Source organism: Bacillus sp. TH50 (genome assembly GCF_016650565.1).
Classification (GTDB): Bacteria; Bacillota; Bacilli; order Bacillales; family Bacillaceae_G; genus Bacillus_A; species Bacillus_A mycoides.
Genome location: NZ_JAEKFM010000004.1, coordinates 29,792 through 52,918, shown reverse-complemented (window position 1 = coordinate 52,918; position 23,127 = coordinate 29,792). Strand labels below are relative to the sequence as shown.

38 protein-coding genes are annotated in these 23,127 nt (G+C 40.3%); all 38 read right to left on the bottom strand.

What is annotated here, in order from left to right:
* Positions 1–123: 123 nt before the first annotated feature.
* The 38 genes from rpsI to fusA all read right to left on the bottom strand — a co-directional run bounded on the left by rpsI (position 124) and on the right by fusA (position 22,948).
* Positions 124–516 (bottom strand): 30S ribosomal protein S9, encoded by a 393-nt coding sequence (gene rpsI / locus JFU23_RS16395; protein ID WP_002009728.1) that lies wholly within the window; start codon positions 514–516, stop codon positions 124–126.
* Between the two features lie 21 nt (positions 517–537).
* On the bottom strand, positions 538–975 hold the full coding sequence (rplM, locus tag JFU23_RS16390) for a 50S ribosomal protein L13 (RefSeq protein WP_002029337.1): 438 nt from the start codon (positions 973–975) through the stop codon (positions 538–540).
* Between the two features lie 152 nt (positions 976–1,127).
* On the bottom strand, positions 1,128–1,871 hold the full coding sequence (truA, locus tag JFU23_RS16385; RefSeq protein WP_002124694.1) for a tRNA pseudouridine(38-40) synthase TruA: 744 nt from the start codon (positions 1,869–1,871) through the stop codon (positions 1,128–1,130).
* 14 nt (positions 1,872–1,885) lie between these two features.
* On the bottom strand, positions 1,886–2,680 hold the full coding sequence (locus JFU23_RS16380) for an energy-coupling factor transporter transmembrane component T family protein (protein ID WP_201032304.1): 795 nt from the start codon (positions 2,678–2,680) through the stop codon (positions 1,886–1,888).
* Positions 2,668–3,549: an energy-coupling factor ABC transporter ATP-binding protein gene (locus JFU23_RS16375; protein WP_002124690.1), complete on the bottom strand. Its 882-nt coding sequence runs from the start codon at positions 3,547–3,549 to the stop codon at positions 2,668–2,670. The genes JFU23_RS16380 and JFU23_RS16375 overlap by 13 nt, the downstream gene beginning before the upstream one ends.
* Positions 3,525–4,367, bottom strand: a complete 843-nt coding sequence (locus JFU23_RS16370; protein ID WP_002009740.1) for an energy-coupling factor ABC transporter ATP-binding protein — start codon at positions 4,365–4,367, stop codon at positions 3,525–3,527. Before JFU23_RS16370 ends, JFU23_RS16375 begins: the two co-directional genes overlap by 25 nt.
* A 104-nt stretch (positions 4,368–4,471) precedes the next feature.
* A complete protein-coding gene (gene rplQ / locus JFU23_RS16365; protein WP_000331490.1) occupies positions 4,472–4,834 on the bottom strand; it encodes a 50S ribosomal protein L17 in 363 nt (120 codons plus the stop codon).
* Between the two features lie 35 nt (positions 4,835–4,869).
* Positions 4,870–5,814, bottom strand: coding sequence for a DNA-directed RNA polymerase subunit alpha (locus JFU23_RS16360; RefSeq protein WP_002009743.1), 945 nt, complete (start codon positions 5,812–5,814; stop codon positions 4,870–4,872).
* Positions 5,815–5,994: 180 nt separating this feature from the next.
* A complete protein-coding gene (rpsK, locus tag JFU23_RS16355; RefSeq protein WP_002009745.1) occupies positions 5,995–6,384 on the bottom strand; it encodes a 30S ribosomal protein S11 in 390 nt (129 codons plus the stop codon).
* Positions 6,385–6,408: 24 nt separating this feature from the next.
* Positions 6,409–6,774 carry a 30S ribosomal protein S13 gene (gene rpsM / locus JFU23_RS16350; protein WP_002063431.1) on the bottom strand — a complete coding sequence of 122 codons (366 nt, stop codon included), beginning with the start codon at positions 6,772–6,774 and terminating at the stop codon, positions 6,409–6,411.
* A 21-nt stretch (positions 6,775–6,795) separates the two neighbouring features.
* Positions 6,796–6,909 carry a 50S ribosomal protein L36 gene (gene rpmJ, locus JFU23_RS16345; protein ID WP_000868344.1) on the bottom strand — a complete coding sequence of 38 codons (114 nt, stop codon included), beginning with the start codon at positions 6,907–6,909 and terminating at the stop codon, positions 6,796–6,798.
* Between the two features lie 35 nt (positions 6,910–6,944).
* Positions 6,945–7,163 carry a translation initiation factor IF-1 gene (gene infA, locus JFU23_RS16340; RefSeq protein ID WP_001029884.1) on the bottom strand — a complete coding sequence of 73 codons (219 nt, stop codon included), beginning with the start codon at positions 7,161–7,163 and terminating at the stop codon, positions 6,945–6,947.
* A gap of 68 nt (positions 7,164–7,231) precedes the next feature.
* The gene (gene map / locus JFU23_RS16335; RefSeq protein WP_016094046.1) at positions 7,232–7,978 is read right to left on the bottom strand and encodes a type I methionyl aminopeptidase; all 747 of its coding nucleotides are present in this window, start codon (positions 7,976–7,978) and stop codon (positions 7,232–7,234) included.
* Positions 7,978–8,628 (bottom strand): adenylate kinase, encoded by a 651-nt coding sequence (locus tag JFU23_RS16330; protein ID WP_002063428.1) that lies wholly within the window; start codon positions 8,626–8,628, stop codon positions 7,978–7,980. The genes map and JFU23_RS16330 overlap by 1 nt, the downstream gene beginning before the upstream one ends.
* Positions 8,629–8,682: 54 nt before the next feature.
* Positions 8,683–9,984 carry a preprotein translocase subunit SecY gene (gene secY / locus JFU23_RS16325; protein WP_002091534.1) on the bottom strand — a complete coding sequence of 434 codons (1,302 nt, stop codon included), beginning with the start codon at positions 9,982–9,984 and terminating at the stop codon, positions 8,683–8,685.
* Entirely contained in the window at positions 9,984–10,424 is a 441-nt protein-coding gene (gene rplO / locus JFU23_RS16320) for a 50S ribosomal protein L15 (RefSeq protein WP_002009754.1), read from the bottom strand. The genes secY and rplO overlap by 1 nt, the downstream gene beginning before the upstream one ends.
* A gap of 33 nt (positions 10,425–10,457) precedes the next feature.
* Complete coding sequence (rpmD, locus tag JFU23_RS16315; protein WP_002009757.1) at positions 10,458–10,640, bottom strand: 50S ribosomal protein L30; 183 nt, start codon at positions 10,638–10,640, stop codon at positions 10,458–10,460.
* 13 nt (positions 10,641–10,653) lie between these two features.
* On the bottom strand, positions 10,654–11,154 hold the full coding sequence (gene rpsE / locus JFU23_RS16310) for a 30S ribosomal protein S5 (protein ID WP_002063426.1): 501 nt from the start codon (positions 11,152–11,154) through the stop codon (positions 10,654–10,656).
* A 21-nt stretch (positions 11,155–11,175) separates the two neighbouring features.
* Positions 11,176–11,538 carry a 50S ribosomal protein L18 gene (gene rplR, locus JFU23_RS16305; RefSeq protein WP_002009761.1) on the bottom strand — a complete coding sequence of 121 codons (363 nt, stop codon included), beginning with the start codon at positions 11,536–11,538 and terminating at the stop codon, positions 11,176–11,178.
* 31 nt (positions 11,539–11,569) lie between these two features.
* Positions 11,570–12,109: a 50S ribosomal protein L6 gene (gene rplF / locus JFU23_RS16300; protein ID WP_002063425.1), complete on the bottom strand. Its 540-nt coding sequence runs from the start codon at positions 12,107–12,109 to the stop codon at positions 11,570–11,572.
* A gap of 32 nt (positions 12,110–12,141) precedes the next feature.
* Positions 12,142–12,540, bottom strand: a complete 399-nt coding sequence (gene rpsH, locus JFU23_RS16295; RefSeq protein ID WP_002091529.1) for a 30S ribosomal protein S8 — start codon at positions 12,538–12,540, stop codon at positions 12,142–12,144.
* Between the two features lie 29 nt (positions 12,541–12,569).
* Entirely contained in the window at positions 12,570–12,755 is a 186-nt protein-coding gene (rpsN, locus tag JFU23_RS16290; RefSeq protein WP_001085700.1) for a 30S ribosomal protein S14, read from the bottom strand.
* Between the two features lie 33 nt (positions 12,756–12,788).
* Positions 12,789–13,328, bottom strand: a complete 540-nt coding sequence (gene rplE / locus JFU23_RS16285) for a 50S ribosomal protein L5 (protein ID WP_002091528.1) — start codon at positions 13,326–13,328, stop codon at positions 12,789–12,791.
* Positions 13,329–13,354: 26 nt separating this feature from the next.
* Positions 13,355–13,666, bottom strand: coding sequence for a 50S ribosomal protein L24 (gene rplX, locus JFU23_RS16280; RefSeq protein ID WP_000558201.1), 312 nt, complete (start codon positions 13,664–13,666; stop codon positions 13,355–13,357).
* Positions 13,667–13,704: 38 nt separating this feature from the next.
* A complete protein-coding gene (gene rplN, locus JFU23_RS16275; RefSeq protein ID WP_002063420.1) occupies positions 13,705–14,073 on the bottom strand; it encodes a 50S ribosomal protein L14 in 369 nt (122 codons plus the stop codon).
* A gap of 43 nt (positions 14,074–14,116) precedes the next feature.
* Positions 14,117–14,380 carry a 30S ribosomal protein S17 gene (gene rpsQ, locus JFU23_RS16270; RefSeq protein WP_002091526.1) on the bottom strand — a complete coding sequence of 88 codons (264 nt, stop codon included), beginning with the start codon at positions 14,378–14,380 and terminating at the stop codon, positions 14,117–14,119.
* Positions 14,381–14,400: 20 nt separating this feature from the next.
* Entirely contained in the window at positions 14,401–14,601 is a 201-nt protein-coding gene (gene rpmC, locus JFU23_RS16265) for a 50S ribosomal protein L29 (protein ID WP_002091523.1), read from the bottom strand.
* Entirely contained in the window at positions 14,591–15,025 is a 435-nt protein-coding gene (gene rplP / locus JFU23_RS16260) for a 50S ribosomal protein L16 (RefSeq protein WP_002063419.1), read from the bottom strand. Before rplP ends, rpmC begins: the two co-directional genes overlap by 11 nt.
* 1 nt (position 15,026) lies before the next feature.
* Entirely contained in the window at positions 15,027–15,686 is a 660-nt protein-coding gene (gene rpsC / locus JFU23_RS16255; protein ID WP_002009771.1) for a 30S ribosomal protein S3, read from the bottom strand.
* Positions 15,687–15,689: 3 nt separating this feature from the next.
* Positions 15,690–16,031 carry a 50S ribosomal protein L22 gene (rplV, locus tag JFU23_RS16250; RefSeq protein ID WP_002009773.1) on the bottom strand — a complete coding sequence of 114 codons (342 nt, stop codon included), beginning with the start codon at positions 16,029–16,031 and terminating at the stop codon, positions 15,690–15,692.
* Between the two features lie 17 nt (positions 16,032–16,048).
* Positions 16,049–16,327: a 30S ribosomal protein S19 gene (rpsS, locus tag JFU23_RS16245; RefSeq protein ID WP_000124452.1), complete on the bottom strand. Its 279-nt coding sequence runs from the start codon at positions 16,325–16,327 to the stop codon at positions 16,049–16,051.
* A gap of 60 nt (positions 16,328–16,387) precedes the next feature.
* Positions 16,388–17,218 carry a 50S ribosomal protein L2 gene (gene rplB, locus JFU23_RS16240; RefSeq protein WP_002063418.1) on the bottom strand — a complete coding sequence of 277 codons (831 nt, stop codon included), beginning with the start codon at positions 17,216–17,218 and terminating at the stop codon, positions 16,388–16,390.
* Between the two features lie 28 nt (positions 17,219–17,246).
* The gene (rplW, locus tag JFU23_RS16235) at positions 17,247–17,537 is read right to left on the bottom strand and encodes a 50S ribosomal protein L23 (protein ID WP_001205557.1); all 291 of its coding nucleotides are present in this window, start codon (positions 17,535–17,537) and stop codon (positions 17,247–17,249) included.
* Positions 17,537–18,160 (bottom strand): 50S ribosomal protein L4, encoded by a 624-nt coding sequence (gene rplD, locus JFU23_RS16230; protein WP_001127261.1) that lies wholly within the window; start codon positions 18,158–18,160, stop codon positions 17,537–17,539. The genes rplW and rplD overlap by 1 nt, the downstream gene beginning before the upstream one ends.
* Positions 18,161–18,185: 25 nt before the next feature.
* On the bottom strand, positions 18,186–18,818 hold the full coding sequence (gene rplC, locus JFU23_RS16225) for a 50S ribosomal protein L3 (RefSeq protein ID WP_000160209.1): 633 nt from the start codon (positions 18,816–18,818) through the stop codon (positions 18,186–18,188).
* A 34-nt stretch (positions 18,819–18,852) separates the two neighbouring features.
* Positions 18,853–19,161 carry a 30S ribosomal protein S10 gene (gene rpsJ / locus JFU23_RS16220; protein ID WP_001040595.1) on the bottom strand — a complete coding sequence of 103 codons (309 nt, stop codon included), beginning with the start codon at positions 19,159–19,161 and terminating at the stop codon, positions 18,853–18,855.
* A gap of 400 nt (positions 19,162–19,561) precedes the next feature.
* On the bottom strand, positions 19,562–20,752 hold the full coding sequence (gene tuf / locus JFU23_RS16215; RefSeq protein WP_002009778.1) for an elongation factor Tu: 1,191 nt from the start codon (positions 20,750–20,752) through the stop codon (positions 19,562–19,564).
* Between the two features lie 117 nt (positions 20,753–20,869).
* Positions 20,870–22,948, bottom strand: coding sequence for an elongation factor G (gene fusA / locus JFU23_RS16210; RefSeq protein ID WP_002139943.1), 2,079 nt, complete (start codon positions 22,946–22,948; stop codon positions 20,870–20,872).
* Positions 22,949–23,127: the final 179 nt, after the last annotated feature.

The window sequence follows — 23,127 nt, the reverse complement described above, 5'->3', positions numbered from 1 at the left end:
TCTAAAGAAGAAGCATACGTAGGACGGTAGCACTAAAATATTCCAAGCTAAAAAAATTACAAAAGAAGAATTAAACATAAAAAAACCCCAACCAAAATGGTTGGGGTTTGTAGTTCGCAAAAATTAACGTTTTGAGAACTGAGGTGCACGACGTGCGCCTTTAAGACCGTATTTTTTACGCTCTTTCATACGTGCGTCACGAGTTAATAGACCCGCACGTTTTAATGTTAGACGGTATTCTGGATCAGCTTTTAATAAAGCGCGAGAAATACCGTGACGAATAGCACCAGCTTGACCAGTGTATCCACCACCATTTACGTTTACAAGTACATTGTAGTTACCTAAAGTTTCTGTTGCAACTAGAGGTTGTTTCACTACTTCACGTAATGCAGCAAATGGGATATAGTTTTCAAAATCACGACCGTTAATAATAACGCGTCCTTCGCCTGGAACTAGGCGTACGCGCGCTACTGAACTCTTACGACGTCCAGTGCCATAGTATTGAACCTGTGCCAAAGTAAGCCCTCCTTTAATTAATTATCCGCGAAGTTCGTAAACTTCTGGTTGTTGTGCTTGGTGTGGATGCTCTGCTCCAGCATACACGTTTAATTTCTTAGACACTTGACGTCCTAAACGTCCTTTTGGAAGCATGCCTTTAATTGCAAGCTCTAACATTTGTACAGGGTAGTTTGTACGCATTTCTAGAGCTGTTCTTTGCTTAAGTCCACCTGGGTGGTTAGTGTGACGGTAGTAAATTTTATCGTTTAATTTATTACCTGTTAAATGAATTTTCTCAGCGTTAATAATAATTACATGATCACCCGTGTCAACGTGTGGTGTAAATGTTGGTTTGTGTTTACCACGTAAAATGGATGCTACTTCAGTAGATAGGCGACCTAAAGTTTGACCTTCAGCATCAACCACATACCATTTACGCTCAACTTCGTTAGCTTTTGCCATAAAAGTCGTACGCATGTGTTTCCCTCCTCGTTATCTTTTCCATAGAAAAAATCTATTGTTTATCTTAAACACGATTTCCTTCCGGGGCTAATCGTGGTTTTAGAAACAATACCATATGTTATGATATACTTTTGAGTTTCTAATGTCAAGCAAATGTTACACCAGGATTAGTTGTTATAGTTTACCTGCCATAAGTAAAGTCCATGACCTGGAGCCATCTTTCCAGCAAACTGGCGATTTTGTTTCGCTAAAATCTCTGGAATACTATCCGGATCAAGCTTTCCTTGACCTACGCTAAGTAACGTACCAACAATAATTCTGACCATATTATATAAAAATCCATTACCTACAAAGCGAAAAATTAATTCATCGTCTTGCTCAATTAATTCAATTTCATAAATTGTTCGCACTTTATCTTTTTTGTCAGTTTTTGCCGAACAAAAAGAAGTAAAGTCATGCGTTCCAATAAAATAAGGAATCGCTTTTCTTATAGAGTTTATTTCGAGCGGATATGGATATTGATATACGTAATTTCTACGGAATACATCCGCAGTCTTTGATAATAATACACGATAGCGATATTCTTTTTTCTCGACACCGTAACGTGCATGAAATTCTTCTGTTTTCTTCTCTACCTGCCTGATAATAATATCATCCGGCAACATTGTATTTAAAGCATTACTCCATTGCCACTCTTCAAGAGACAAAGGTGTATCAAAGTGTATCACTTGTCCTTTGGCGTGAACGGTAGAATCCGTTCTGCCTGATGCCTGCACACGAACAAGTTCTCCTTTATGCAACTTCTGCAATGCTTTCTCTATTTCTTGTTGAACAGTCCGATGCTGTGGTTGAATTTGGTAACCACAAAAATGAATGCCATCATATGCAACTGTACATTTTATTCTTTCCATTTCTCTATTCTCCATTACGACCGCACCCATGCCAAAATACAAGCTAAACAAAGTAAGCTTACAATTGTTACTGTATCACTTATTTTCCAGCGTAGTTGCCTAAATTTAGTACGTCCTTCGCCACTTTTATATCCACGAGATTCCATCGCAATCGCCAAGTCCTCTGCACGCTTAAAAGCACTGATAAATAATGGAACGAGTAGTGAGATAATAGCTTTCATCCTATCTTTTATCGGTCCCCCGGCGAAATCAATGCCACGTGACGCTTGTGCTTTCATAATTTTACTCGTTTCATCCATTAATGTCGGGATAAAACGTAGTGAAATTGACATCATTAATGCGATTTCATGAACAGGAACTTTTATACGCTTGAACGGCTTTAATAACGTCTCCAACCCATCTGTAATTTCAATAGGTGTCGTCGTTAACGTTAATAATGTCGTCATCAAAATAATAACGAAGAATCGTATAGAAATGTATATCCCTTGCTCTAATCCTTTTTCATGTATCGAAAACCAACCAAGCTGGAATAGTACTTCCCCTTCTTTATTTGTAAAAATATGCAGGAAAAATGTAAAAAGAAAAATCCACAGAATTGGTTTTAAGCCCGAAAGTATATAACGAATCGGCACTTTTGCAAAAAATAAAGCAATGAGTGCATATAAAAATAAAAATCCATATGAAATCGCATTATTTGCTAAGAAAACAACAAATACATATAAAAAGACAATCAACAGCTTCGTACGAGGATCAAGTTGATGAATGAGTGACTGACCTGGAATATATCTCCCAATAATCAACTGCTGCATGATTCATGACCACCTTTTCGTAACACCTGTACAACTTCATGAGTAAGATCCTCTAAAGATAAGGTAGCCTTCGAAATTGAAATACCAAACTTCTCTTCAATTGCACGTTTATACTTTAAAGACATTGGAAGATCCACACCGATTTGTTCTAATTCATCAGCATATGAAAATACTTCCTCTGCTCTTCCTTGCAAAAAGACCGTTCCTTTATGCATGACCACTATTTGATCTGCATACTTAGCGGCATCCTCCATATTATGGGTAACAAGAATGACTGTAAGCCCCTGTTCCTTATGCAAATTGTAAAACATCTCCATGAGCTCGTGCTGTCCTTTTGGATCAAGCCCTGCTGTAGGTTCATCTAATACAAGCACTTCGGGTTCCATCGCAAGTACGCCTGCTATTGCAACACGCCTCATTTGCCCACCGCTTAATTCAAACGGAGAACGTGCTAATAACTCTATGTCCAATCCAACAAGCTGGATCGCATCTTTCGCCTTTTGTTTTGCCTCTTCTTCAGATACACCAAAATTAGTCGGTCCAAAACAAATGTCCTTTTCAACTGTTTCTTCAAATAGTTGATGTTCTGGAAACTGAAAGACAACCCCTACTTTTTTTCGTAGCGGCTTAAGCTTTTTCTCTTTCTTCCCTGCTGAAATTAAATGTTCACCAATTTGAACCGTACCATTTGTCGGCTGCAATAAACCATTTAAATGTTGAATCATCGTCGACTTACCTGAACCAGTATGACCGATAATGGCATAATAGCCCCCACTTGGAAACGACACGTCTACATCATAAAGTGCGCGTCTTTCAAATGGAGTTTTATATTGATAACGATGTTCTACTTTTTGGAATGTAATCTCCAAAGTTCGTTCACCAAGCTTTCCATTGTAAGATGCGTATTTTGCAAGTGAATTTCATTTCTTTTTAATAATTCTGCTATTTTCACCGAAAAAGGTACATCTAATCCAATCTCTTGGAGCATATGAGAGGATTTGAAAATTTGCTCTGGAGTACCTTCCTCTAATATTTCTCCCTTGTTCAAAATAATAATACGGTCTGACTGTGCCGCTTCTTCTAAATCGTGCGTAATCGATAATACCGTAATACCCTTTTGATCAACAAGTTGTCTGACCGTTTCTACTACTTCACGTCTCCCCTGAGGGTCTAACATTGAAGTTGCTTCATCTAGTATTAAAATAGATGGTTGAAGTGCTAGAACACCTGCTATTGCGACTCGCTGCTTTTGTCCACCAGATAATGAATGGGGTTCTTCATTTAAAAAATCTTCCATACGGACAAGTTGCAGAGCTTGTTCTAGTCTTTCTATCATCTGCTCCCTTGGCATTCCGATGTTCTCTAGGCCGAATACAACGTCATCTTGTACTGTCGTTCCAACAAATTGATTATCTGGATTTTGAAATACCATGCCAATTTGCTTTCGAACATCCCATACTGTTTCCTCTGATAAAATCATTGTATCATTTAAAGTAATTTTCCCTGATTCCGGTAAAAATAAGCCATTCAATAATTTTGCAAGTGTAGACTTCCCTGAACCATTTTGTCCAATAACAGATACCCATTCTCCTTCATATAAGGAAAACGAAACATCTTTTAATGCATAAGAGGCTGCCCCAGGATATTGAAATGATATATTTTCTGTCCGAAGTTTCTCTTTTTTCAATACAAGGCACCCTTTCTTTCGTCAAGTTAGCCTATTTTTATACTTAAAAAAAAAGGGCCATGACCAGTTACTTGAAAAGAACTGTCCTGCCCTTTTAATCATCATTATACTAACTCGATAATTACCATTGGTGCTGCGTCTCCGCGACGTGGACCAATTTTTGCAATACGAGTGTATCCGCCTTGGCGCTCAGCATAGCGTGGAGCTACATCAGCGAATAATTTTTGAAGTGCATCTTGACCAGTCTCAGCGTTAGCAACCTCATTACGGATGAAAGCTGCTGCTTGACGACGAGCATGAAGATCTCCGCGTTTACCTAAAGTGATCATTTTTTCCACTACAGAACGAAGTTCTTTTGCACGAGTTTCTGTCGTTTGGATGCGCTCGTTGATAATTAAATCAGTAGCTAAATCACGTAACATAGCTTTACGTTGCGCACTTGTACGGCCTAATTTTCTGTATGCCATTCGTAGTTCCCTCCTTTGTTGATGGGTTTAAATCCTCAGTCGTCTTTACGTAAACCTAAACCTAATTCCTCAAGTTTATGTTTAACTTCTTCTAAGGATTTACGTCCTAAGTTACGAACTTTCATCATATCTTCTTCTGTTTTGTTCGCAAGCTCTTGTACAGTATTAATTCCTGCACGTTTTAGGCAATTATAAGAACGAACAGAAAGATCTAGTTCTTCGATAGTCATCTCAAGAACTTTTTCTTTTTGATCTTCTTCCTTCTCGACCATAATCTCAGCATTTTGTGCTTCGTCAGTTAAACCAACAAAGATATTTAAATGCTCAGTTAAGATTTTGGCACCTAAAGAGATAGCTTCTTTTGGCCCGATGCTTCCATCCGTCCATACATCAAGCGTAAGCTTATCATAATTAGCCACTTGTCCGACACGTGTCTTTTCCACTTGGTAAGTCACACGTGATACTGGAGTATAAATAGAATCAATAGGAATTACTCCTATTGGTTGATCTTCGCTTTTATTTGCATCAGCTGGCGTATACCCACGGCCACGCTTTGCAGTTAAACGCATGCGGAAATGCGCATTTTTTGCTAACGTCGCAATGTGTAAATCTGGATTTAAGATTTCAACATCACTATCGTGAGTAATATCAGCAGCTGTGACAATACCTTCGCCCTGTACATCGATTTCCAACGTCTTCTCTTCTTCAGAGTAGATTTTAAGAGCTAACTTTTTCAAGTTTAAGATCATCGTCGTAACGTCTTCTACTACGCCCTCAACTGTTGAAAATTCGTGTAAAACGCCATCGATTTGGATAGCAGTTACAGCGGCACCAGGGAGTGAGGATAAAAGAATACGACGTAAGGAGTTACCCAAAGTAGTACCATATCCACGCTCAAGCGGTTCAATCACGAATTTGCCATACTTAGCATCTTCGTTAAGTTCAACCGTTTCGATTTTCGGTTTTTCGATTTCAATCATTAACTAAACCCTCCTTCAAAACGTCGAAACCCCGGTTAAACAAAGGAAGAACCTCTGTTTAACCGAAAGTCCCCCTTAGGCAGTTCCCGATTGTGCACAACAAGCGATGTTTCTGTACGAAATTTCTCGATAATGCATCATATCCATTATAGACAAAAGGGAAAATTCTATACAGAAAAATTACACACGACGACGTTTTGGTGGACGACATCCATTATGAGGAACTGGAGTAACATCTCTAATTGCTGTTACTTCTAGACCTGCCGCTTGAAGAGCACGAATTGCAGCTTCACGACCAGCACCAGGACCTTTAACAGTAACCTCTAAAGTTTTTAAACCATGCTCCATTGCAACTTTAGAAGCAGCTTCAGCAGCCATTTGCGCAGCGAATGGAGTAGATTTACGAGATCCACGGAAACCAAGTGCACCAGCACTAGACCAAGAAAGTGCGTTACCATGAGTATCTGTAAGTGTTACGATTGTGTTGTTGAAAGTAGAACGAATATGAGCTATACCAGCTTCAATATTCTTTTTCACACGTTTTTTACGAGTGTTTGTTTTACGTGCCATTGTTAGTTCAACCTCCTTTACTTATTATTTCTTTTTATTTGCTACTGTACGACGTGGACCTTTACGTGTACGAGCATTGTTTTTAGAGTTTTGACCACGAACTGGTAAACCACGACGGTGACGAAGACCACGGTAAGAACCGATCTCCATTAGACGTTTAATGTTAAGAGATACTTCACGACGAAGGTCTCCCTCAACTTTAATACGATCGATGATATCACGGATACGTCCTAATTCATCTTCCGATAAATCACGAACTCGTGTTTCCGAAGAAATACCAGCTTCTGTAATAATTTTTTCAGCAGTTGTGCGACCAATGCCGAATACGTAAGTTAAAGAAATAACAACGCGCTTGTCACGAGGAATATCTACACCTGCGATACGTGCCATTCTGAATGCACCTCCTTCTGATTAACCTTGTTTTTGTTTATGTTTAGGGTTTTCACAAATAACCATTACTTTTCCACGTCTACGAATAACTTTACATTTTTCGCAGATTGGTTTAACTGACGGTCTTACTTTCATGTCTCGAACCTCCTTAAAGATTACGGAGTGCTATATTATTTAAAACGGTACGTAATACGACCACGATTTAAATCGTACGGAGATAATTCTACCGTAACTTTGTCTCCTGGTAAAATACGAATGAAGTTCATACGGATTTTACCAGAAACGTGAGCCAATACGACATGCCCATTCTCTAATTCTACTTTGAACATAGCATTTGGCAACGTTTCAAGAACGGTACCTTCGACTTCAATTACATCATCTTTAGCCATTCAATAGTTCTCCCTTCTTCAAATCAGTAACATTTTACACTGCTCTGAAATCCCGGAGAGCCAGCTACTTATAAAGTGGTAAGGATTTCGTATCCTGCTTCTGTAAGAGCAATCGTGTGCTCAAAATGGGCACACCATTTACCATCTACCGTTACCACTGTCCAGTCATCAGATAGTGTTTTTACATATCGTCTTCCTTGATTCACCATCGGCTCAACACAGATGACCATTCCCGGCTTTAATCTAGGGCCTCTATTTGGTGGACCATAGTGCGGGATTTGAGGGTCCTCATGTAAGTCTTGCCCGATTCCGTGACCAACATACTCCCTAACGATCGAGAACCCATTCTCTTCAGCATGTGTTTGAACCGCATGCGAGATATTTGATAATCTTTCGTCTGGTTTTACTTGTTCTAGACCAAGATACAACGATTTTTCTGTGACATCAAGTAGCTTTTGAACAGATTCAGAAATGTTTCCAACTGGATACGTCCATGCAGAATCTCCATGGTACCCATTGTATTTCGCACCAATATCGATACTGATGATATCGCCCTCTTCGAGCTTACGCTTCCCTGGAATCCCGTGTACAAGCTCTTCATTTACAGAAGCACAAATGCTCCCCGGAAATCCGTTGTATCCTTTAAAAGATGGCGTAGCACCATATTTTCGAATCGTCTTTTCCGCTATTTGATCGAGCTCTTTCGTTGTAATTCCTGGAGTAATATGTTGTTTCAACTCTTGATGAGTTAAAGCAACGATCCTGCCAGCTTCTCGCATGATTTCTATCTCGCGAGGAGTTTTGCAGATGATCATTACGCTAAGCCTCCGATGAGAACATCGATATCAGCAAATACTTTATTGATATCTTGCTCACCATTAATGCTTTGTAAGTAGCCAAGCTCCTCGTAGAAATCAAGCAAAGGTTTTGTTTGCTTAATATTTACATCTAAACGATTTGCTACAGTTTCTTCATTGTCATCAGAGCGTTGATATAATTCGCCACCACATTTATCGCACACATCAGCTTTTGCTGGCGGATTGAATTCTAAGTGGTAAGTTGCACCGCATTCTTTACAAATGCGACGGCCTGTAAGGCGTGTTAATAACAATCCTGAATCCACATTAATGTTTAAAACATAGTCGATTTTTTTGCCAAGATCTTTCATAATCTCTTCAAGAGCTGATGCTTGTGCAACAGTTCGTGGGAAACCATCTAATAAGAAGCCTTTAATACAGTCTTCTTGGCTTAAACGTTCACGAACAATTCCAATTGTAACTTCATCTGGAACAAGCGCACCTTTATCAATAAAAGATTTTGCTTGTAAACCAAGTTCAGTTTCAGCCTTCATAGCTGCACGGAACATATCTCCTGTTGAGATGTGAGGGATGTTATACTTGGCAACAATCTGTTCGGCTTGTGTACCTTTACCAGCACCAGGAAGCCCCATTAAAATCAAGTTCATCCTTGTTCCCCCTCAGTACATGAGCATGTAGGGAAGACAGTTCTTCCCACTTACTCACTGCTTGATAAACCCTTTGTAATGGCGTTTTACCAATTGGCTTTCTAGCTGCTTCATTGTTTCTAAAGCAACGCCGACAACGATTAACATACTCGTTCCACCAATCTGTGCAGATGGAGGAAGATTTCCCAATTTCGTAAAGATAACTGGTAAGATTGCAATCGCTGCTAGGAAAATTGATCCCACAAAGGTCAAACGATACAAGATTTTTGTTAGATATTGTTCTGTATTCTTACCCGGACGAATACCTGGAACATATCCACCTTGCTTGTTTAGATTCTCTGACATTTGCTCTGGATTAACCTGAACAAATGCATAGAAGTATGTGAAGGCTACAATGAGCGCAACATATATGATCATTCCCACTGGGTGAGAATAGTTAAAGTTTGCAATAATCCACTGCGATACATCATGTTTCGGGAAGAACTGTGCAATAGTTGGAGGCGTAATTAAGAATGAAACAGCAAAAATGACTGGAATAACACCCGCACTATTTACCTTAAGTGGTAAATGAGTGTTTTGTGCTCCAGCATGATTCCCATTCCCTCCTGTTACACGCTTCGCGTATTGAATTGGGATCTTTCTAACAGCCTGTTGAATGAAAATAACACCAACAATAACTGCTAGCACAGCTAGTAAAATCAATGCAACTTTAACGATACTCATGAACAATTGATCTCCGATATTTTGAAACTGTTGTTGATACACTTGAGATATAACACTTGGGATCGCTGCGGCAATACCACCAAAGATAAGAATGGAAATACCATTACCTACACCTTTAGATGTAATCTGTTCACCTAACCACATTAAAAATGCAGTACCAGCAGTCAGTACCGTAGCAATGTATAAATAAGTGCTCCAACCTGGATTCAAAATTAATTGCCCACCTACCATACCGTTAAAACCGATTGACATACCAAACCCCTGAATAAACGCAAGAACAATTGTAAAGTAACGCGTGAATTGCGTTAGTTTACGACGGCCCATTTCGCCTTGCTTCGACCATTCCGAAAATTTAGGAACAACATCCATCTGCAATAATTGCACGATGATGGATGCTGTAATATACGGCATGATTCCCATCGCGAAGATGGAGAAGTTCTTCAAGGCGCCACCGCCAAATGTATTTAGGATACCTAAGGCATTTAATTGATCTTGTGCTTTCAGTACGTCTCCATTTGTAAATGGCACTGGGATAAACGTGCCAATCCTGAATACGACTAACATCGCTAAAGTGAATAATATTTTACGTCTTATCTCAGCAACGCGCATAAAGTTGGAGATTGTACGAAACATTAGATCACCTCAACTGATCCGCCAGCTGCTTCAATTGCTTCTTTAGCACTTGAAGAGAACTTGTGCGCTTTAACAGTTAATTTTTTCTCTACTGCTCCGCTTGCAAGAATTTTAACACCGTCGTTTAACTTGCTGATAACGCCAGTTTCCAGCAATAATTCAGGTGTTACTTCTGTACCATCTTCAAAACGATTTAACGTTGATAAGTTTACAATAGTAAACTCTTTACGGTTAATGTTTGTGAAGCCGCGTTTTGGTAAACGACGGAATAGTGGAGTTTGACCACCTTCGAAGCCAAGACGAACACCGCCGCCAGAACGTGCGTTTTGTCCTTTATGACCTCTACCAGCAGTTTTACCGTTACCAGAACCGATACCACGACCGACACGGTTACGTACTTTACGAGAACCTTCTGCAGGTTTTAATTCATGAAGTTTCATTCCCAGGCACCTCCTTATATTAATGAGTTATCCTTAAGCTTCTTTTACAGAGATAAGGTGAGAAACTTTGTTGATCATACCAAGAATAGCAGGAGTTTCTTCCTTAACTACAGTTGAATTCAACTTTTTAAGACCTAAAGCTTCTACCGTCGCACGTTGATCTTGTGGACGACCAATTACACTACGAGTGAGGGTAATTTCTAACTTTTTCGCCATTTGTTTTCCCTCCTTAACCTAGTAGCTCTTCTACAGATTTACCGCGTAATTTTGCAACATCTTCAGCGCGCTTAAGTTCGCTTAATCCGTTCACAGTAGCGCGAATCATGTTGATTGGTGTGTTAGTACCAAGAGATTTCGAAAGAATATCTTGTACACCAGCTAATTCTAGTACCGCACGAACAGGTCCACCAGCAATAACACCAGTACCCTCAGCAGCAGGTTTTAAGAATACTTCACCAGCTCCAAAATGACCGTTGATTGTATGTGGAATTGTTGTACCAACTAATGGTACAGCGATTAGGTTTTTCTTAGCGTCTTCGATAGCTTTACGGATTGCGTCTGGTACCTCTTGTGCTTTACCAGTACCGAATCCAACATGACCGTTTTTATCGCCAACTACAACTAGTGCAGCAAAGCGGAAACGACGACCACCCTTAACAACTTTCGCGACACGATTTATCGTAACTACACGTTCTTCAAGTTCTAATTTACTTGGGTCAATGCGTTGCATCAATTTTCCCTCCTTTGACCATTAAAATTGTAATCCAGCCTCACGAGCAGCTTCAGCTAGAGCTTTAACACGGCCATGGTATAAGTAACCACCGCGATCAAATACTACTTCTTTAACGCCTTTCTCTACAGCACGCTTAGCAACTGATTCTCCAACTTTCGTAGCAGCTTCAGTATTGCTAGTACCGTTAAGAGCAAGGTCTTTATCAAGAGTAGATGCACTTACTAATGTTACACCATTTACATCATCAATAACTTGAGCGTAAATATGTTGGTTAGAACGGTACACGTTTAAACGTGGACGTTCTGCAGTACCAGTAAGTTTAGCACGTACACGTGCATGTCTTTTCTTACGAGTCGCATTTTTAGCAGCTTTAGTGATCATTCTTGTCACTCCTTTCTTTCACCTAACGGGTTTACTTAGCAGTTTTACCTTCTTTACGACGAACAACTTCGCCTTCGTAACGAATACCTTTACCTTTATATGGCTCAGGAGCACGTACAGCACGGATGTTAGCAGCAAATTCGCCAACACGTTGCTTGTCGATACCTTTAATTACGATTTTAGTTGGTACAGGTACTTCAACTTCAAGTCCTGCTTCTGGAGTCATTTCTACTGGATGAGAATAACCTACGCTTAAAACAAGTTTATCACCTTGTTTTTGAGCACGGTAACCAACACCGACTAATTCAAGTCCGCGTGCAAAACCTGTAGTTACACCTTCAACCATGTTTCCGATTAAAGCACGAGTTGTACCGTGTAATGCACGGTGTTCCTTCTGTTCAGATGGACGCTCAACTGTTAGTGTATTTTCTTCAATTTTGATAGACATATCAGTTTTGAAAGTACGAGTTAATTCACCTTTAGGGCCTTTTACTGTTACAGTATTGTCTTCTGCAACTGTAATAGTAACACCTGCAGGGATTTCAAGAATCTTTTTACCAATACGAGACATGTGGTCACACCTCCGTTCGTTTTAAATATATATTACCAAACGTATGCTACTACTTCTCCACCAGTTTGTAATTGACGAGCATCTTTGTCTGTCATTACTCCCTTAGATGTAGAAACAAGAGCGATACCTAATCCGTTAAGTACACGAGGTACTTCATCAGCTTTTGCGTAAACGCGTAAGCCAGGTTTACTGATACGCTTTAATCCAGTGATTACACGTTCATTGTTTGCACCATATTTCAGGAAAATACGAAGGATACCTTGTTTGTTATCCCCGATGTATTCTACATCACGAATGAAACCTTCACGCTTTAAAAGATCAGCGATCTCTTTTTTGATTTTAGAAGCAGGAACCTCTAATTTCTCATGACGTACCATATTCGCATTACGGATGCGAGTAAGCATGTCTGCAATTGGATCTGTCATCACCATGTGTTTTACCTCCTTCCCATTTGTGGGTTTTACCAACTAGCTTTTTTAACACCAGGAATTTGACCTTTATATGCAAGTTCACGGAAACAAATACGGCAAAGCTTAAATTTGCGGTATACAGAATGCGGACGACCGCAGCGTTCGCAACGTGTATACTCTTGTACTTTAAACTTAGGAGTACGCTTTTGTTTCGCGATCATAGATTTTTTAGCCACGTTTTCGCCTCCTCTACTTAGCGTTGGCTTCCATTATTTTTGGAATGGCATACCGAATTGTGTTAAAAGTTCACGAGCTTCTTCATCAGTTTTCGCTGTAGTAACGATTACGATGTCCATACCTCGGACTTTGCTTACTTTATCATAATCAATCTCAGGGAAAATTAGTTGCTCTTTAACACCTAATGTGTAGTTCCCACGACCATCAAATGATTTCTTAGAAACACCACGGAAATCACGTACACGTGGTAAAGAAACTGATACTAATTTGTCGAAGAACTCATACATTTGCTGACCGCGTAAAGTTACTTTCGCACCGATTGGCATACCTTCACGAAGACGGAAACCAGCGATTGATTTTTTAGCGCGAGTTACAACAGGTTTTTGACCTGCGATTTGAGTTAATTCTTCTACTGCATTGTCTAAAGCTTTTGAGTTAGATACCGCGTCACCAACACCAGTGTTGATTACGATCTTTTCGATTTTCGGTACTTCCATCACAGATTTATAGTTAAACTTGCTCATTAGAGCAGGAGTAATTTCCTTTTGGAACTTCTCTTTAAGGCGATTCAATGAAGTGACCTCCTTTCTTAAGAAAATTATTTATCTAATAATTCACCAGATTTTTTTGCAATACGCACTTTTTTACCATCTTCTACTTTGAAGCCTACGCGAGTAGGTTCGCCTGTTTTCGGATCTAATACCATAACATTAGAAACGTGAATAGGTGCTTCTTTCGTAATAATTCCACCTTGTGGATTTAATTGAGATGGCTTAGAGTGTTTTTTAACGATGTTAACACCCTCAACGATAACACGGTTTTGCTTTGGGAAAGCCACAAGGATAACACCTTGTTTTCCTTTGTCTTTACCAGTGATTACCTGAACTTTATCACCTTTTTTTACATGCATCTTAATTCTGCACCTCCTTAGCAAGGCAATACCTTAAATTATAGAACTTCTGGAGCTAAAGAAACGATCTTCATGAAGTTGCTATCACGTAATTCACGAGCTACTGGTCCGAAGATACGAGTACCACGTGGGCTCTTATCGTCTTTGATGATAACCGCTGCGTTTTCATCAAATTTAATGTAAGAACCGTCCGGACGACGAGCTCCGCTCTTCGTACGTACCACTACTGCCTTAACAACGTCACCTTTTTTAACAACGCCACCTGGTGTTGCTTGTTTTACCGTAGCAACGATAATATCACCAATATAAGCATATTTACGACCAGAGCCGCCTAATACTTTAATTGTTAAAAGTTCACGTGCACCAGAGTTGTCAGCAACTTTCAAACGAGATTCTTGTTGGATCATGTTATGAAACCTCCCTTCGGACTAAAAATTCCGATTCGTCTATTTAGATAACAACCGCTTCTTCAACGATTTCAACTAAACGGAAACGCTTAGTAGCAGAAAGCGGGCGAGTTTCCATGATTTTAACGATATCGCCAAGTTTCGCTTGGTTTTGCTCATCATGGGCTTTATACTTTTTAGAATACTTAACACGTTTTCCGTATAAGGAATGAGTTTTGTAAGTTTCAACTAAAACTGTAATCGTTTTGTCCATTTTGTCAGAAACAACACGACCAGTATAAACTTTGCGTTGGTTACGTTCGCTCACTATGCAAACCTCCCCTCAATTTATCGATTAATTCCGATCTCTCTTTCACAAACTACAGTTTTCATACGAGCAATCGCTTTACGTACTTCACGGATGCGAGTTGGGTTCTCTAATTGTCCTGTAGCAAGTTGGAAGCGAAGATTAAACAACTCTTCCTTTAAAGCTTTAACTTTTGTTTCGATTTCGGCAGTGGTTAATTCACGAATATCATTAGTTTTCATTAGATTCACCACCATTTTCTTCACGTTTTACGAATTTACATTTCACAGGTAACTTGTGAGCTGCAAGACGTAATGCTTCGCGTGCTACCTCTTCAGATACACCCGCAATTTCAAACATAATTTTCCCAGGTTTTACTACTGCTACCCAGCCTTCTGGTGCCCCTTTACCGGAACCCATACGTACTTCTAGAGGTTTTGCAGTGTAAGGTTTAGAAGGGAAAATTTTAATCCATACTTTACCGCCACGTTTCATGTGACGAGTCATTGCACGACGAGCAGCTTCGATTTGACGGTTTGTAATCCATGAAGCAGCTAGTGCTTGTAAACCAAATTCACCAAAAGCGATTTCAGTTCCACCTTTTGCACGACCACGCATTTTACCACGATGCTCTCTACGATATTTTACGCGTTTAGGCATTAACATATTATTTTCCTCCTTCCTCAGAAGCTTTCTTTTTTGTAGGAAGGACTTCTCCACGGTAGATCCATACTTTTACGCCTAATTTACCGTATGTTGTATCAGCTTCAACTGCTGCATAGTCAATATCAGCGCGAAGTGTATGAAGTGGAACAGTTCCTTCACTGTAAGATTCTGCACGAGCGATATCAGCTCCGCCAAGACGACCAGAAACCTGTGTTTTAATACCTTTTGCTCCTGCACGCATAGCACGTTGAATAACTTGCTTTTGTGCACGACGGAATGATACACGGTTTTCTAATTGACGAGCGATGTTTTCGCCTACTAATTTAGCGTTAAGATCAGCTCTCTTAACTTCTAAAATGTTAATGTGTACACGCTTGCCTGTTAATTGGTTAAGAGCTTTACGAAGTGCTTCAACTTCAGTACCACCTTTACCAATTACCATACCAGGTTTTGCAGTGTGAATTGTAACATTTACACGATTTGCTGCACGTTCGATTTCTACTTTAGCAACAGCAGAATCTTTTAAGCGTACAGTAATGTACTCACGGATTTTGATGTCTTCATGTAATAACGTAGCATAATCTTTCTCAGCGAACCAACGAGATTCCCAGTCGCGGATAATACCGACACGAAGACCAATTGGATTAACCTTCTGACCCATCGATTATCCCTCCTTCTTTTCTGATACCACAACTGTGATGTGGCTTGTGCGTTTGTTAATTTGGCTTGCACGACCCATTGCACGTGGACGGAAACGTTTCAACGTTGGACCTTCGTCAACGAAGACTTTTTCAACAACTAGGTTGTTAATATCCATCTCATAATTGTGCTCTGCATTTGCGATTGCAGATTTTAAAACTTTTTCTACAACTGGAGAAGCAGTTTTTGGTGTGTGGTTAAGGATAGCAATCGCTTCACCCACTTGCTTACCTCGGATTAAGTCTACTACTAAACGAACCTTACGAGGAGCAATACGAACTGTTCTCACTACTGCTTTAGCTTGCATTGAAGTGCCTCCTCTCATTATCTTCTAGTTTTCTTATCGTCAGCAAGGTGACCTTTATACGTACGAGTTGGTGCGAATTCACCTAACTTATGGCCAACCATATCCTCAGTGATGTACACAGGTACGTGTTTACGACCATCATATACAGCAATTGTATGTCCGATGAACTGAGGGAAGATTGTTGAACGGCGAGACCAAGTTTTAACAACTTGTTTTTGCTCAGATGCAACTAATTTTTCCATTTTGTTCATTAAGTGATCATCGACAAATGGTCCTTTTTTTAAGCTACGAGCCATTTTGGTGCCTCCCTTCGTGATTGGCGTACGGTTCTTGAAGCGAACCGTACTACAATCCCATTATTTTTTACGACGACGAACGATAAATTTATCAGACGCTTTGTTTTTCTTACGAGTCTTGAATCCAAGAGTTGGTTTACCCCATGGAGACATTGGAGACTTACGTCCGATTGGAGAGCGACCTTCACCACCACCGTGTGGGTGATCAACCGGGTTCATTACAGAACCACGAACTGTTGGGCGCTTACCTAACCAGCGAGAGCGACCTGCTTTACCGATTTTGATAAGTTCGTGTTGTTCGTTACCAACTTGACCGATTGAAGCGCGACAAGCAGATAATACTAAACGTACTTCACCAGAAGTTAAACGTACAAGTACGTATTTTCCTTCTTTACCAAGTACTTGAGCAGATGTACCAGCAGAACGAACTAATTGTCCGCCACGACCAGGCTTAAGCTCGATGTTATGAACAACAGTACCTACTGGAATGTTGATTAATGGTAATGCGTTACCGATTTTAATGTCAGATTCAGGACCAGACATAACTTCCATACCCACTTCTAAAGTTTTAGGAGCAAGAATGTAACGTTTTTCACCGTCAACGTAGTTAATTAATGCGATATTCGCAGAGCGGTTTGGATCATATTCGATCGTAGCAACGCGTCCTGGAATTCCATCTTTGTTACGCTTAAAGTCGATGATACGGTATTGACGCTTATGTCCGCCACCTTGATGACGTACAGTAATTTTACCTTGGTTATTACGACCAGCCTTTTTGCTTAAAGGAGCAAGTAAAGACTTTTCCGGTCTGTCGGTCGTGATTTCAGCGAAATCATTCGTAGTCATGTTACGACGACCGTTAGTAGTTGGATTATACTTTTTAATTCCCATCTCAATTTCCCTCCTTCTTTAGTAAGAATTAAACGCCTTGGAAGATTTCGATTTCTTTGCTGTCAGCAGTTAGCTTAACGATTGCTTTACGACGACGGCTAGTAAAACCAGCGTGACGACCAACACGTTTTGCTTTCGGCTTGTAGTTCATGATATTTACTTTGTCTACATTAACACCAAAGATCGCTTCTATAGCGTCTTTAACCTCTGTTTTATTAGATTTAACGTCCACGTCGAACGTGTATTTTTTTTCAGCCATCATTTCCATAGAACGTTCAGTGATAACTGGGCGCTTAATGATATCACGAGGATCTCTCATTATGCAAGCACCTCCTCTACTTTTTCCACTGCCGCTTTTGTCATGATTAGCTTATCATGATGAAGCACATCAAGCACGTTTACGCCATCAGCAGTGATTACTGTTACTCCAGGGATATTGCGAGCAGATAACTCTACAGATTCGTTTGCATCAGCAGTTACGATAAGAGCTTTCTTCTCAACAGTTAATCCTTTAAGTACTGCTACCATGTCTTTTGTTTTTGGTGCATTTAACACTAGGTCCTCAAGAACTACAATGTTGTTCTCAACTACTTTAGTAGCTAATGCAGATTTGATTGCTAAACGACGAACTTTCTTAGGAAGTTTGTACGCATAGCTTCTTGGTGTAGGTCCGAATACCGTACCACCACCACGCCATTGAGGAGAGCGGATAGAACCTTGACGAGCACGTCCAGTTCCTTTTTGACGCCATGGTTTACGACCACCACCACGAACTTCAGAGCGAGTTTTTACTTTATGTGTACCTTGACGTAAAGATGCACGTTGCATCATTACAGCTTCAAATAGTACAGCTTCATTTGGTTCGATACCGAAAATAGCTTCAGCTAATTCGATTTCACCAACCTGTGAACCAGTTTGGTTATATACAGTAACTTTTGGCATTGGAATTCCTCCTTCCTATTGTGAATTATTTGCTAACCTTCACAGCGCCTTGAACAACTACAAGAGATTTCTTAGCACCTGGAACGTTACCTTTTACTAGTAATAAGTTGCGCTCAGTGTCAACTTGAACGATTTCTAAGTTTTGGATAGTAACTTGGTCTCCACCCATACGTCCAGCAAGTTTTTTGCCTTTGAATACACGGTTCGGAGCAACTGGCCCCATTGAACCTGGACGACGGTGATAGCGAGAACCATGAGACATAGGTCCGCGAGATTGTCCGTGGCGTTTAATAACACCTTGGAAACCTTTACCTTTAGAAATTCCTGTTACGTCAACGATTTCACCTGCAGCGAAAACTTCAACTTTTACCTCTTGACCAACCTCTAATCCGTCCACGTCTGCATCGCGGATTTCGCGAATGAAGCGCTTAGGAGTTGTAGATGCTTTAGCAGTGTGGCCTTGTTCAGGTTTGTTAGTTAACTTTTCACGTTTATCTTCAAATCCTAACTGAATTGCGTTGTAGCCATCAGTTTCAGTTGTTTTCTTTTGAAGAACAACGTTTGGATTAGCAGCGATTACCGTTACTGGGATTAACTCACCGTTCTCAGCAAATACTTGAGTCATACCGATCTTTCTTCCTAAGATTCCTTTGGTCATGAGTTACACCTCCTACATTTTTAAGTTATATGAATTATAGTTTGATTTCGATATCTACACCAGATGGTAAATCTAAACGCATTAATGAATCTACTGTTTGCGGAGTAGGACTCACGATGTCGATTAGACGTTTGTGTGTGCGCATTTCGAATTGTTCACGAGAATCTTTGTACTTATGAACAGCACGAAGAATTGTGTAAATAGTCTTCTCAGTTGGTAATGGGATCGGACCAGAAACTGTTGCCCCAGAACGCTTAGCTGTTTCTACAATTTTCTCAGCTGATTGATCAAGAATACGGTGATCATAAGCTTTTAAACGGATACGAATTTTTTCTTTTGCCATTATTTTCCCTCCTTCGTTCGCCTATTTCTAAAATAGACCTTCTCCATGGAAATTTCCCCACACCATGCCATGGCAAAGCGGCCGGGTGTGTCAGCAACCTTCCACTTCATCGCAGTCAAAGACCAACATTGTCTATTATACAATGTTATTCGTCTAGATGCAAGCATCTTTTTGTTCGCATCTGCTTTTCTCTACTTTTGCTATTATACATGGCACTTTAAAGAATATCAAGTTTTCATCTACTCTTATTCACCTTACAGTTTTTGGGTGTTGTTTTCGTTTTATATACTATAGAAGAAACTCATCCAAAAATAGAAAATACATCTCTTTCTTCTATAGTAATAAGCAATAAAAAAACTCAAGGGAGAATCCCTTGAGTTTTTAATAATCTAATTAAAGACTACTCAGCAACGATTGTAGCAACTACACCGTAACCTACTGTACGTCCACCTTCACGAATAGAGAATTTAGTTCCCTCTTCGATAGCGATTGGAGCGATAAGTTCGATAGTCATTTCGATGTTGTCACCAGGCATTACCATTTCAGTACCTTCTGGTAATTGGATGATACCAGTTACGTCAGTTGTACGGAAGTAGAACTGCGGACGGTAGTTAGCGAAGAATGGAGTATGACGTCCACCTTCTTCTTTAGATAATACGAAAACCTCAGCTTTGAATTTAGCGTGTGCTTTTACAGAGCCAGTTTTAGCAAGAACTTGTCCACGTTGGATGTCTTCACGAGCAACCCCACGAAGTAGAGCACCGATGTTGTCTCCAGCTTGAGCTTGGTCAAGAAGCTTACGGAACATTTCTACACCAGTTACAGTTGTAGTAGCATTCTCTTCAGCAAGACCGATGATTTCTACTACGTCACCAACTTTAACGATTCCACGCTCAACACGACCAGTTGCAACTGTACCACGACCTGTGATAGAGAATACATCCTCGATAGGCATTAAGAATGGTTTGTCAGTTTCACGTTCTGGAGTTGGGATGTAAGCATCAACTTCAGTCATTAATTCGATGATTTTTTCTTCCCACTCAGCTTCTCCTTGAAGAGCTTTAAGAGCAGAACCTTTAATTACAGGAATATCGTCGCCTGGGAATCCGTATTCAGATAATAGGTCGCGAACTTCCATTTCTACTAATTCTAATAATTCTTCGTCATCTACCATGTCGCATTTGTTTAAGAATACAACGATGTAAGGAACACCTACTTGACGAGAAAGAAGGATGTGCTCACGTGTTTGAGGCATTGGACCATCAGCAGCAGATACTACTAAGATACCGCCGTCCATTTGAGCAGCACCAGTGATCATGTTTTTAACATAGTCAGCATGACCTGGGCAGTCAACGTGTGCATAGTGACGAGTTTCAGTTTCGTACTCAACGTGTGCAGTTGAGATTGTGATTCCGCGCTCTCTTTCTTCTGGAGCAGCGTCGATTTGATCGTATCCGCGTGCTTCAGCACCACCAGCTTTTGCAAGAACTGTAGTGATCGCAGCAGTTAATGTAGTTTTACCATGGTCAACGTGGCCGATTGTACCGATGTTAACATGGGGTTTAGAACGTTCGAATTTAGCTTTAGCCATTCTAAATTCCTCCTTAGTTTATATAGGTTATTTTATATTTAGACTAGAAAGTGAAACTTGCGTCTCACTTTCTAAGCTTACATAAGTAGTTATACTTGAACAATCGATAAAAATCAATTATTCACCTTTATTTTTTTTAATAATTTCTTCAGAAACAGACTTCGGTACTTCTTCATAATGATCAAATGTCATTGAGAATGTTCCGCGTCCTTGAGTGTTAGAACGTAATGCTGTTGCATAACCGAACATTTCAGAAAGTGGAACCATAGCGCGAACAACTTGTGCGTTACCGCGAGCTTCCATACCTTCTACACGTCCACGACGAGATGTTACGTCGCCCATAATGTCACCCATGTACTCTTCAGGAATTACAACTTCAACTTTCATCATTGGCTCAAGAATTACTGGGCTACATTTAGAAACCGCAGCTTTAAGCGCCATAGATGCAGCGATTTTGAACGCCATCTCAGATGAATCGACATCATGGTAAGATCCGTCAACTAACGCAGCTTTAATATCAACTAGTGGATAACCAGCTAGTACACCATTTTTAAGTGCGTCTTCAAGACCCGCTCCAACAGCTGGGATGTATTCACGTGGAACTACACCACCGACAACCTTGTTTTGGAATTCGAATCCTTTACCTTCTTCATTAGGTTCAAACTCAATCCAAACGTGACCGAATTGTCCACGACCACCAGATTGACGAGCGAACTTACCTTCAACTTTCGCAGCAGCGCGGAAAGTCTCACGGTATGCTACCTGAGGAGCACCAACGTTTGCTTCCACTTTGAATTCACGGCGCATACGGTCAACAATGATATCAAGGTGAAGTTCACCCATACCAGCGATGATTGTTTGGCCAGTTTCTTGGTCAGTGTGAGCACGGAATGTTGGATCTTCTTCAGAAAGCTTAGATAATGCTGTACCCATTTTATCTTGGTCAGCTTTAGATTTTGGTTCGATAGCTACAGAGATAACTGGTTCTGGGAATTCCATAGACTCAAGGATAACAAGACTCTTCTCATCACAAAGAGTATCACCAGTAGTAGTATCTTTTAAACCTACAGCAGCAGCGATATCACCAGCGTAAACTGTTGAAATCTCTTCACGGCTGTTAGCGTGCATTTGTAGGATACGACCTACACGCTCACGCTTACCTTTAGTTGAGTTTTTCACATATGATCCAGAGTTTAACACACCAGAGTACACACGGAAGAACGTTAACTTACCAACATAAGGGTCAGTCATGATTTTGAATGCTAGAGCTGCGAATGGTTCTTCATCGCTAGACTTACGCTCGATAGCTTCCTCCGTATCCGGAAGAGTACCTTTAATAGCGGGTACATCTAATGGAGATGGTAGGTAGTCAATAACTGCGTCTAACAGAATTTGAACACCTTTATTTTTGAATGCAGAACCACAGATTACTGGGAAGAATTCAACAGAAGTTGTAGCCTTACGGATACCAGCTTTAAGCTCTTCTACAGTGATTTCTTCACCTTCTAGGTACTTCATCATCATTTCTTCATCAAGCTCAGCTACCGCTTCAATAAGTTTCCCACGGTATTCTTCAGCTAATTCTTTGTGCTCTTCAGGAATTTCAACACGCTCGATGTCTGTTCCTAAATCGTTACTGTACATGTAAGCACACTCTTCAACAAGGTCAATAATACCATTGAACTCGTCTTCAGCACCGATTGGTAACTGAATTGGATGTGCGTTTGCTTGTAAACGATCGTGGATTGTTCCTACAGAGTATAAGAAATCTGCACCAATCTTATCCATTTTGTTAACGAATACGATACGAGGTACACCATAAGTAGTAGCCTGACGCCAAACAGTTTCTGTTTGTGGTTCTACACCAGATTGTGCATCAAGTACTGCTACTGCGCCATCAAGTACGCGTAAAGAACGTTCTACTTCTACTGTGAAATCTACGTGTCCTGGAGTGTCAATGATATTTACACGGTGACCTTTCCATTGTGCTGTAGTTGCAGCAGAAGTAATTGTGATACCACGTTCTTGCTCTTGCTCCATCCAGTCCATCTGAGATGCACCTTCATGAGTTTCACCGATTTTATGAATACGTCCTGTATAATACAGAATACGCTCAGTTGCTGTTGTTTTACCAGCATCGATGTGAGCCATGATACCAATATTACGAGTGTTTTCTAAAGAGAACTCTCTAGTCATTTGGTGTCTTGCTCCTTCCATATATGGATTGGATTATTTTATTTTAAGTAGCAAAAAAGCCACTTTATATTGTTACATATGCCAGTGTCCAGTACCCTCATTATGTAAAACGAGCGCCCAACGAAAGGGAGAGGCATTCTCCCTCTCCACACTTCCATAAGCGACAAATAAAGCGGTTT

Excerpts from the sequence above, each read along its gene's own strand:
- rplN (WP_002063420.1), bottom strand. The coding sequence starts at position 14,073 with ATGATCCAACAAGAATCTCGTTTGAAAGTTGCTGACAACTCTGGTGCA.
- tuf (WP_002009778.1), bottom strand. The coding sequence starts at position 20,752 with ATGGCTAAAGCTAAATTCGAACGTTCTAAACCCCATGTTAACATCGGT.
- rpsK (WP_002009745.1), bottom strand. The coding sequence starts at position 6,384 with ATGGCACGTAAAACAAACACTCGTAAAAAACGTGTGAAAAAGAATATT.
- rplF (WP_002063425.1), bottom strand. The coding sequence starts at position 12,109 with ATGTCTCGTATTGGTAAAAAGATTCTTGAAATCCCTGCAGGTGTTACT.
- rplX (WP_000558201.1), bottom strand. The coding sequence starts at position 13,666 with ATGCATGTAAAAAAAGGTGATAAAGTTCAGGTAATCACTGGTAAAGAC.
- rpsM (WP_002063431.1), bottom strand. The coding sequence starts at position 6,774 with ATGGCACGTATCGCAGGTGTAGATATTCCTCGTGACAAGCGCGTTGTT.
- map (WP_016094046.1), bottom strand. The coding sequence starts at position 7,978 with ATGATCATCTGCAAAACTCCTCGCGAGATAGAAATCATGCGAGAAGCT.
- JFU23_RS16330 (WP_002063428.1), bottom strand. The coding sequence starts at position 8,628 with ATGAACTTGATTTTAATGGGGCTTCCTGGTGCTGGTAAAGGTACACAA.
- rpsH (WP_002091529.1), bottom strand. The coding sequence starts at position 12,540 with ATGGTGATGACAGATCCAATTGCAGACATGCTTACTCGCATCCGTAAT.
- rplC (WP_000160209.1), bottom strand. The coding sequence starts at position 18,818 with ATGACCAAAGGAATCTTAGGAAGAAAGATCGGTATGACTCAAGTATTT.
- rpsS (WP_000124452.1), bottom strand. The coding sequence starts at position 16,327 with ATGGCTCGTAGCTTAAAAAAAGGACCATTTGTCGATGATCACTTAATG.
- rpsE (WP_002063426.1), bottom strand. The coding sequence starts at position 11,154 with ATGCAACGCATTGACCCAAGTAAATTAGAACTTGAAGAACGTGTAGTT.
- rplQ (WP_000331490.1), bottom strand. The coding sequence starts at position 4,834 with ATGGCATACAGAAAATTAGGCCGTACAAGTGCGCAACGTAAAGCTATG.
- rplB (WP_002063418.1), bottom strand. The coding sequence starts at position 17,218 with ATGGGAATTAAAAAGTATAATCCAACTACTAACGGTCGTCGTAACATG.
- truA (WP_002124694.1), bottom strand. The coding sequence starts at position 1,871 with ATGGAAAGAATAAAATGTACAGTTGCATATGATGGCATTCATTTTTGT.
- rplV (WP_002009773.1), bottom strand. The coding sequence starts at position 16,031 with ATGCAAGCTAAAGCAGTAGTGAGAACAGTTCGTATTGCTCCTCGTAAG.
- rplW (WP_001205557.1), bottom strand. The coding sequence starts at position 17,537 with ATGAGAGATCCTCGTGATATCATTAAGCGCCCAGTTATCACTGAACGT.
- rpsJ (WP_001040595.1), bottom strand. The coding sequence starts at position 19,161 with ATGGCAAAAGAAAAAATTCGTATCCGTTTAAAAGCTTATGATCACCGT.
- JFU23_RS16360 (WP_002009743.1), bottom strand. The coding sequence starts at position 5,814 with ATGATTGAAATCGAAAAACCGAAAATCGAAACGGTTGAACTTAACGAA.
- JFU23_RS16380 (WP_201032304.1), bottom strand. The coding sequence starts at position 2,680 with ATGCAGCAGTTGATTATTGGGAGATATATTCCAGGTCAGTCACTCATT.
- fusA (WP_002139943.1), bottom strand. The coding sequence starts at position 22,948 with ATGACTAGAGAGTTCTCTTTAGAAAACACTCGTAATATTGGTATCATG.
- rpmC (WP_002091523.1), bottom strand. The coding sequence starts at position 14,601 with ATGAAAACTAATGATATTCGTGAATTAACCACTGCCGAAATCGAAACA.
- rpmD (WP_002009757.1), bottom strand. The coding sequence starts at position 10,640 with ATGGCGAAAAAGTTAGAAATTACCCTCACTCGTAGTGTAATTGGTCGT.
- infA (WP_001029884.1), bottom strand. The coding sequence starts at position 7,163 with ATGGCTAAAGATGATGTAATTGAAGTCGAAGGTACCGTTCTTGAAACG.
- rplP (WP_002063419.1), bottom strand. The coding sequence starts at position 15,025 with ATGTTAATGCCTAAACGCGTAAAATATCGTAGAGAGCATCGTGGTAAA.
- rplM (WP_002029337.1), bottom strand. The coding sequence starts at position 975 with ATGCGTACGACTTTTATGGCAAAAGCTAACGAAGTTGAGCGTAAATGG.
- secY (WP_002091534.1), bottom strand. The coding sequence starts at position 9,984 with ATGTTTCGTACAATCTCCAACTTTATGCGCGTTGCTGAGATAAGACGT.
- rplD (WP_001127261.1), bottom strand. The coding sequence starts at position 18,160 with ATGCCAAAAGTTACTGTATATAACCAAACTGGTTCACAGGTTGGTGAA.
- rpsC (WP_002009771.1), bottom strand. The coding sequence starts at position 15,686 with ATGGGTCAGAAGGTTAATCCAATTGGTCTTCGTGTCGGTATTATCCGC.
- rplR (WP_002009761.1), bottom strand. The coding sequence starts at position 11,538 with ATGATCACTAAAGCTGCTAAAAATGCGACTCGTAAGAAAAGACATGCA.
- rplO (WP_002009754.1), bottom strand. The coding sequence starts at position 10,424 with ATGAAACTTCATGAATTAAAACCTGCAGAAGGTTCTCGTAAAGTACGT.
- rpmJ (WP_000868344.1), bottom strand. The coding sequence starts at position 6,909 with ATGAAAGTAAGACCGTCAGTTAAACCAATCTGCGAAAAATGTAAAGTT.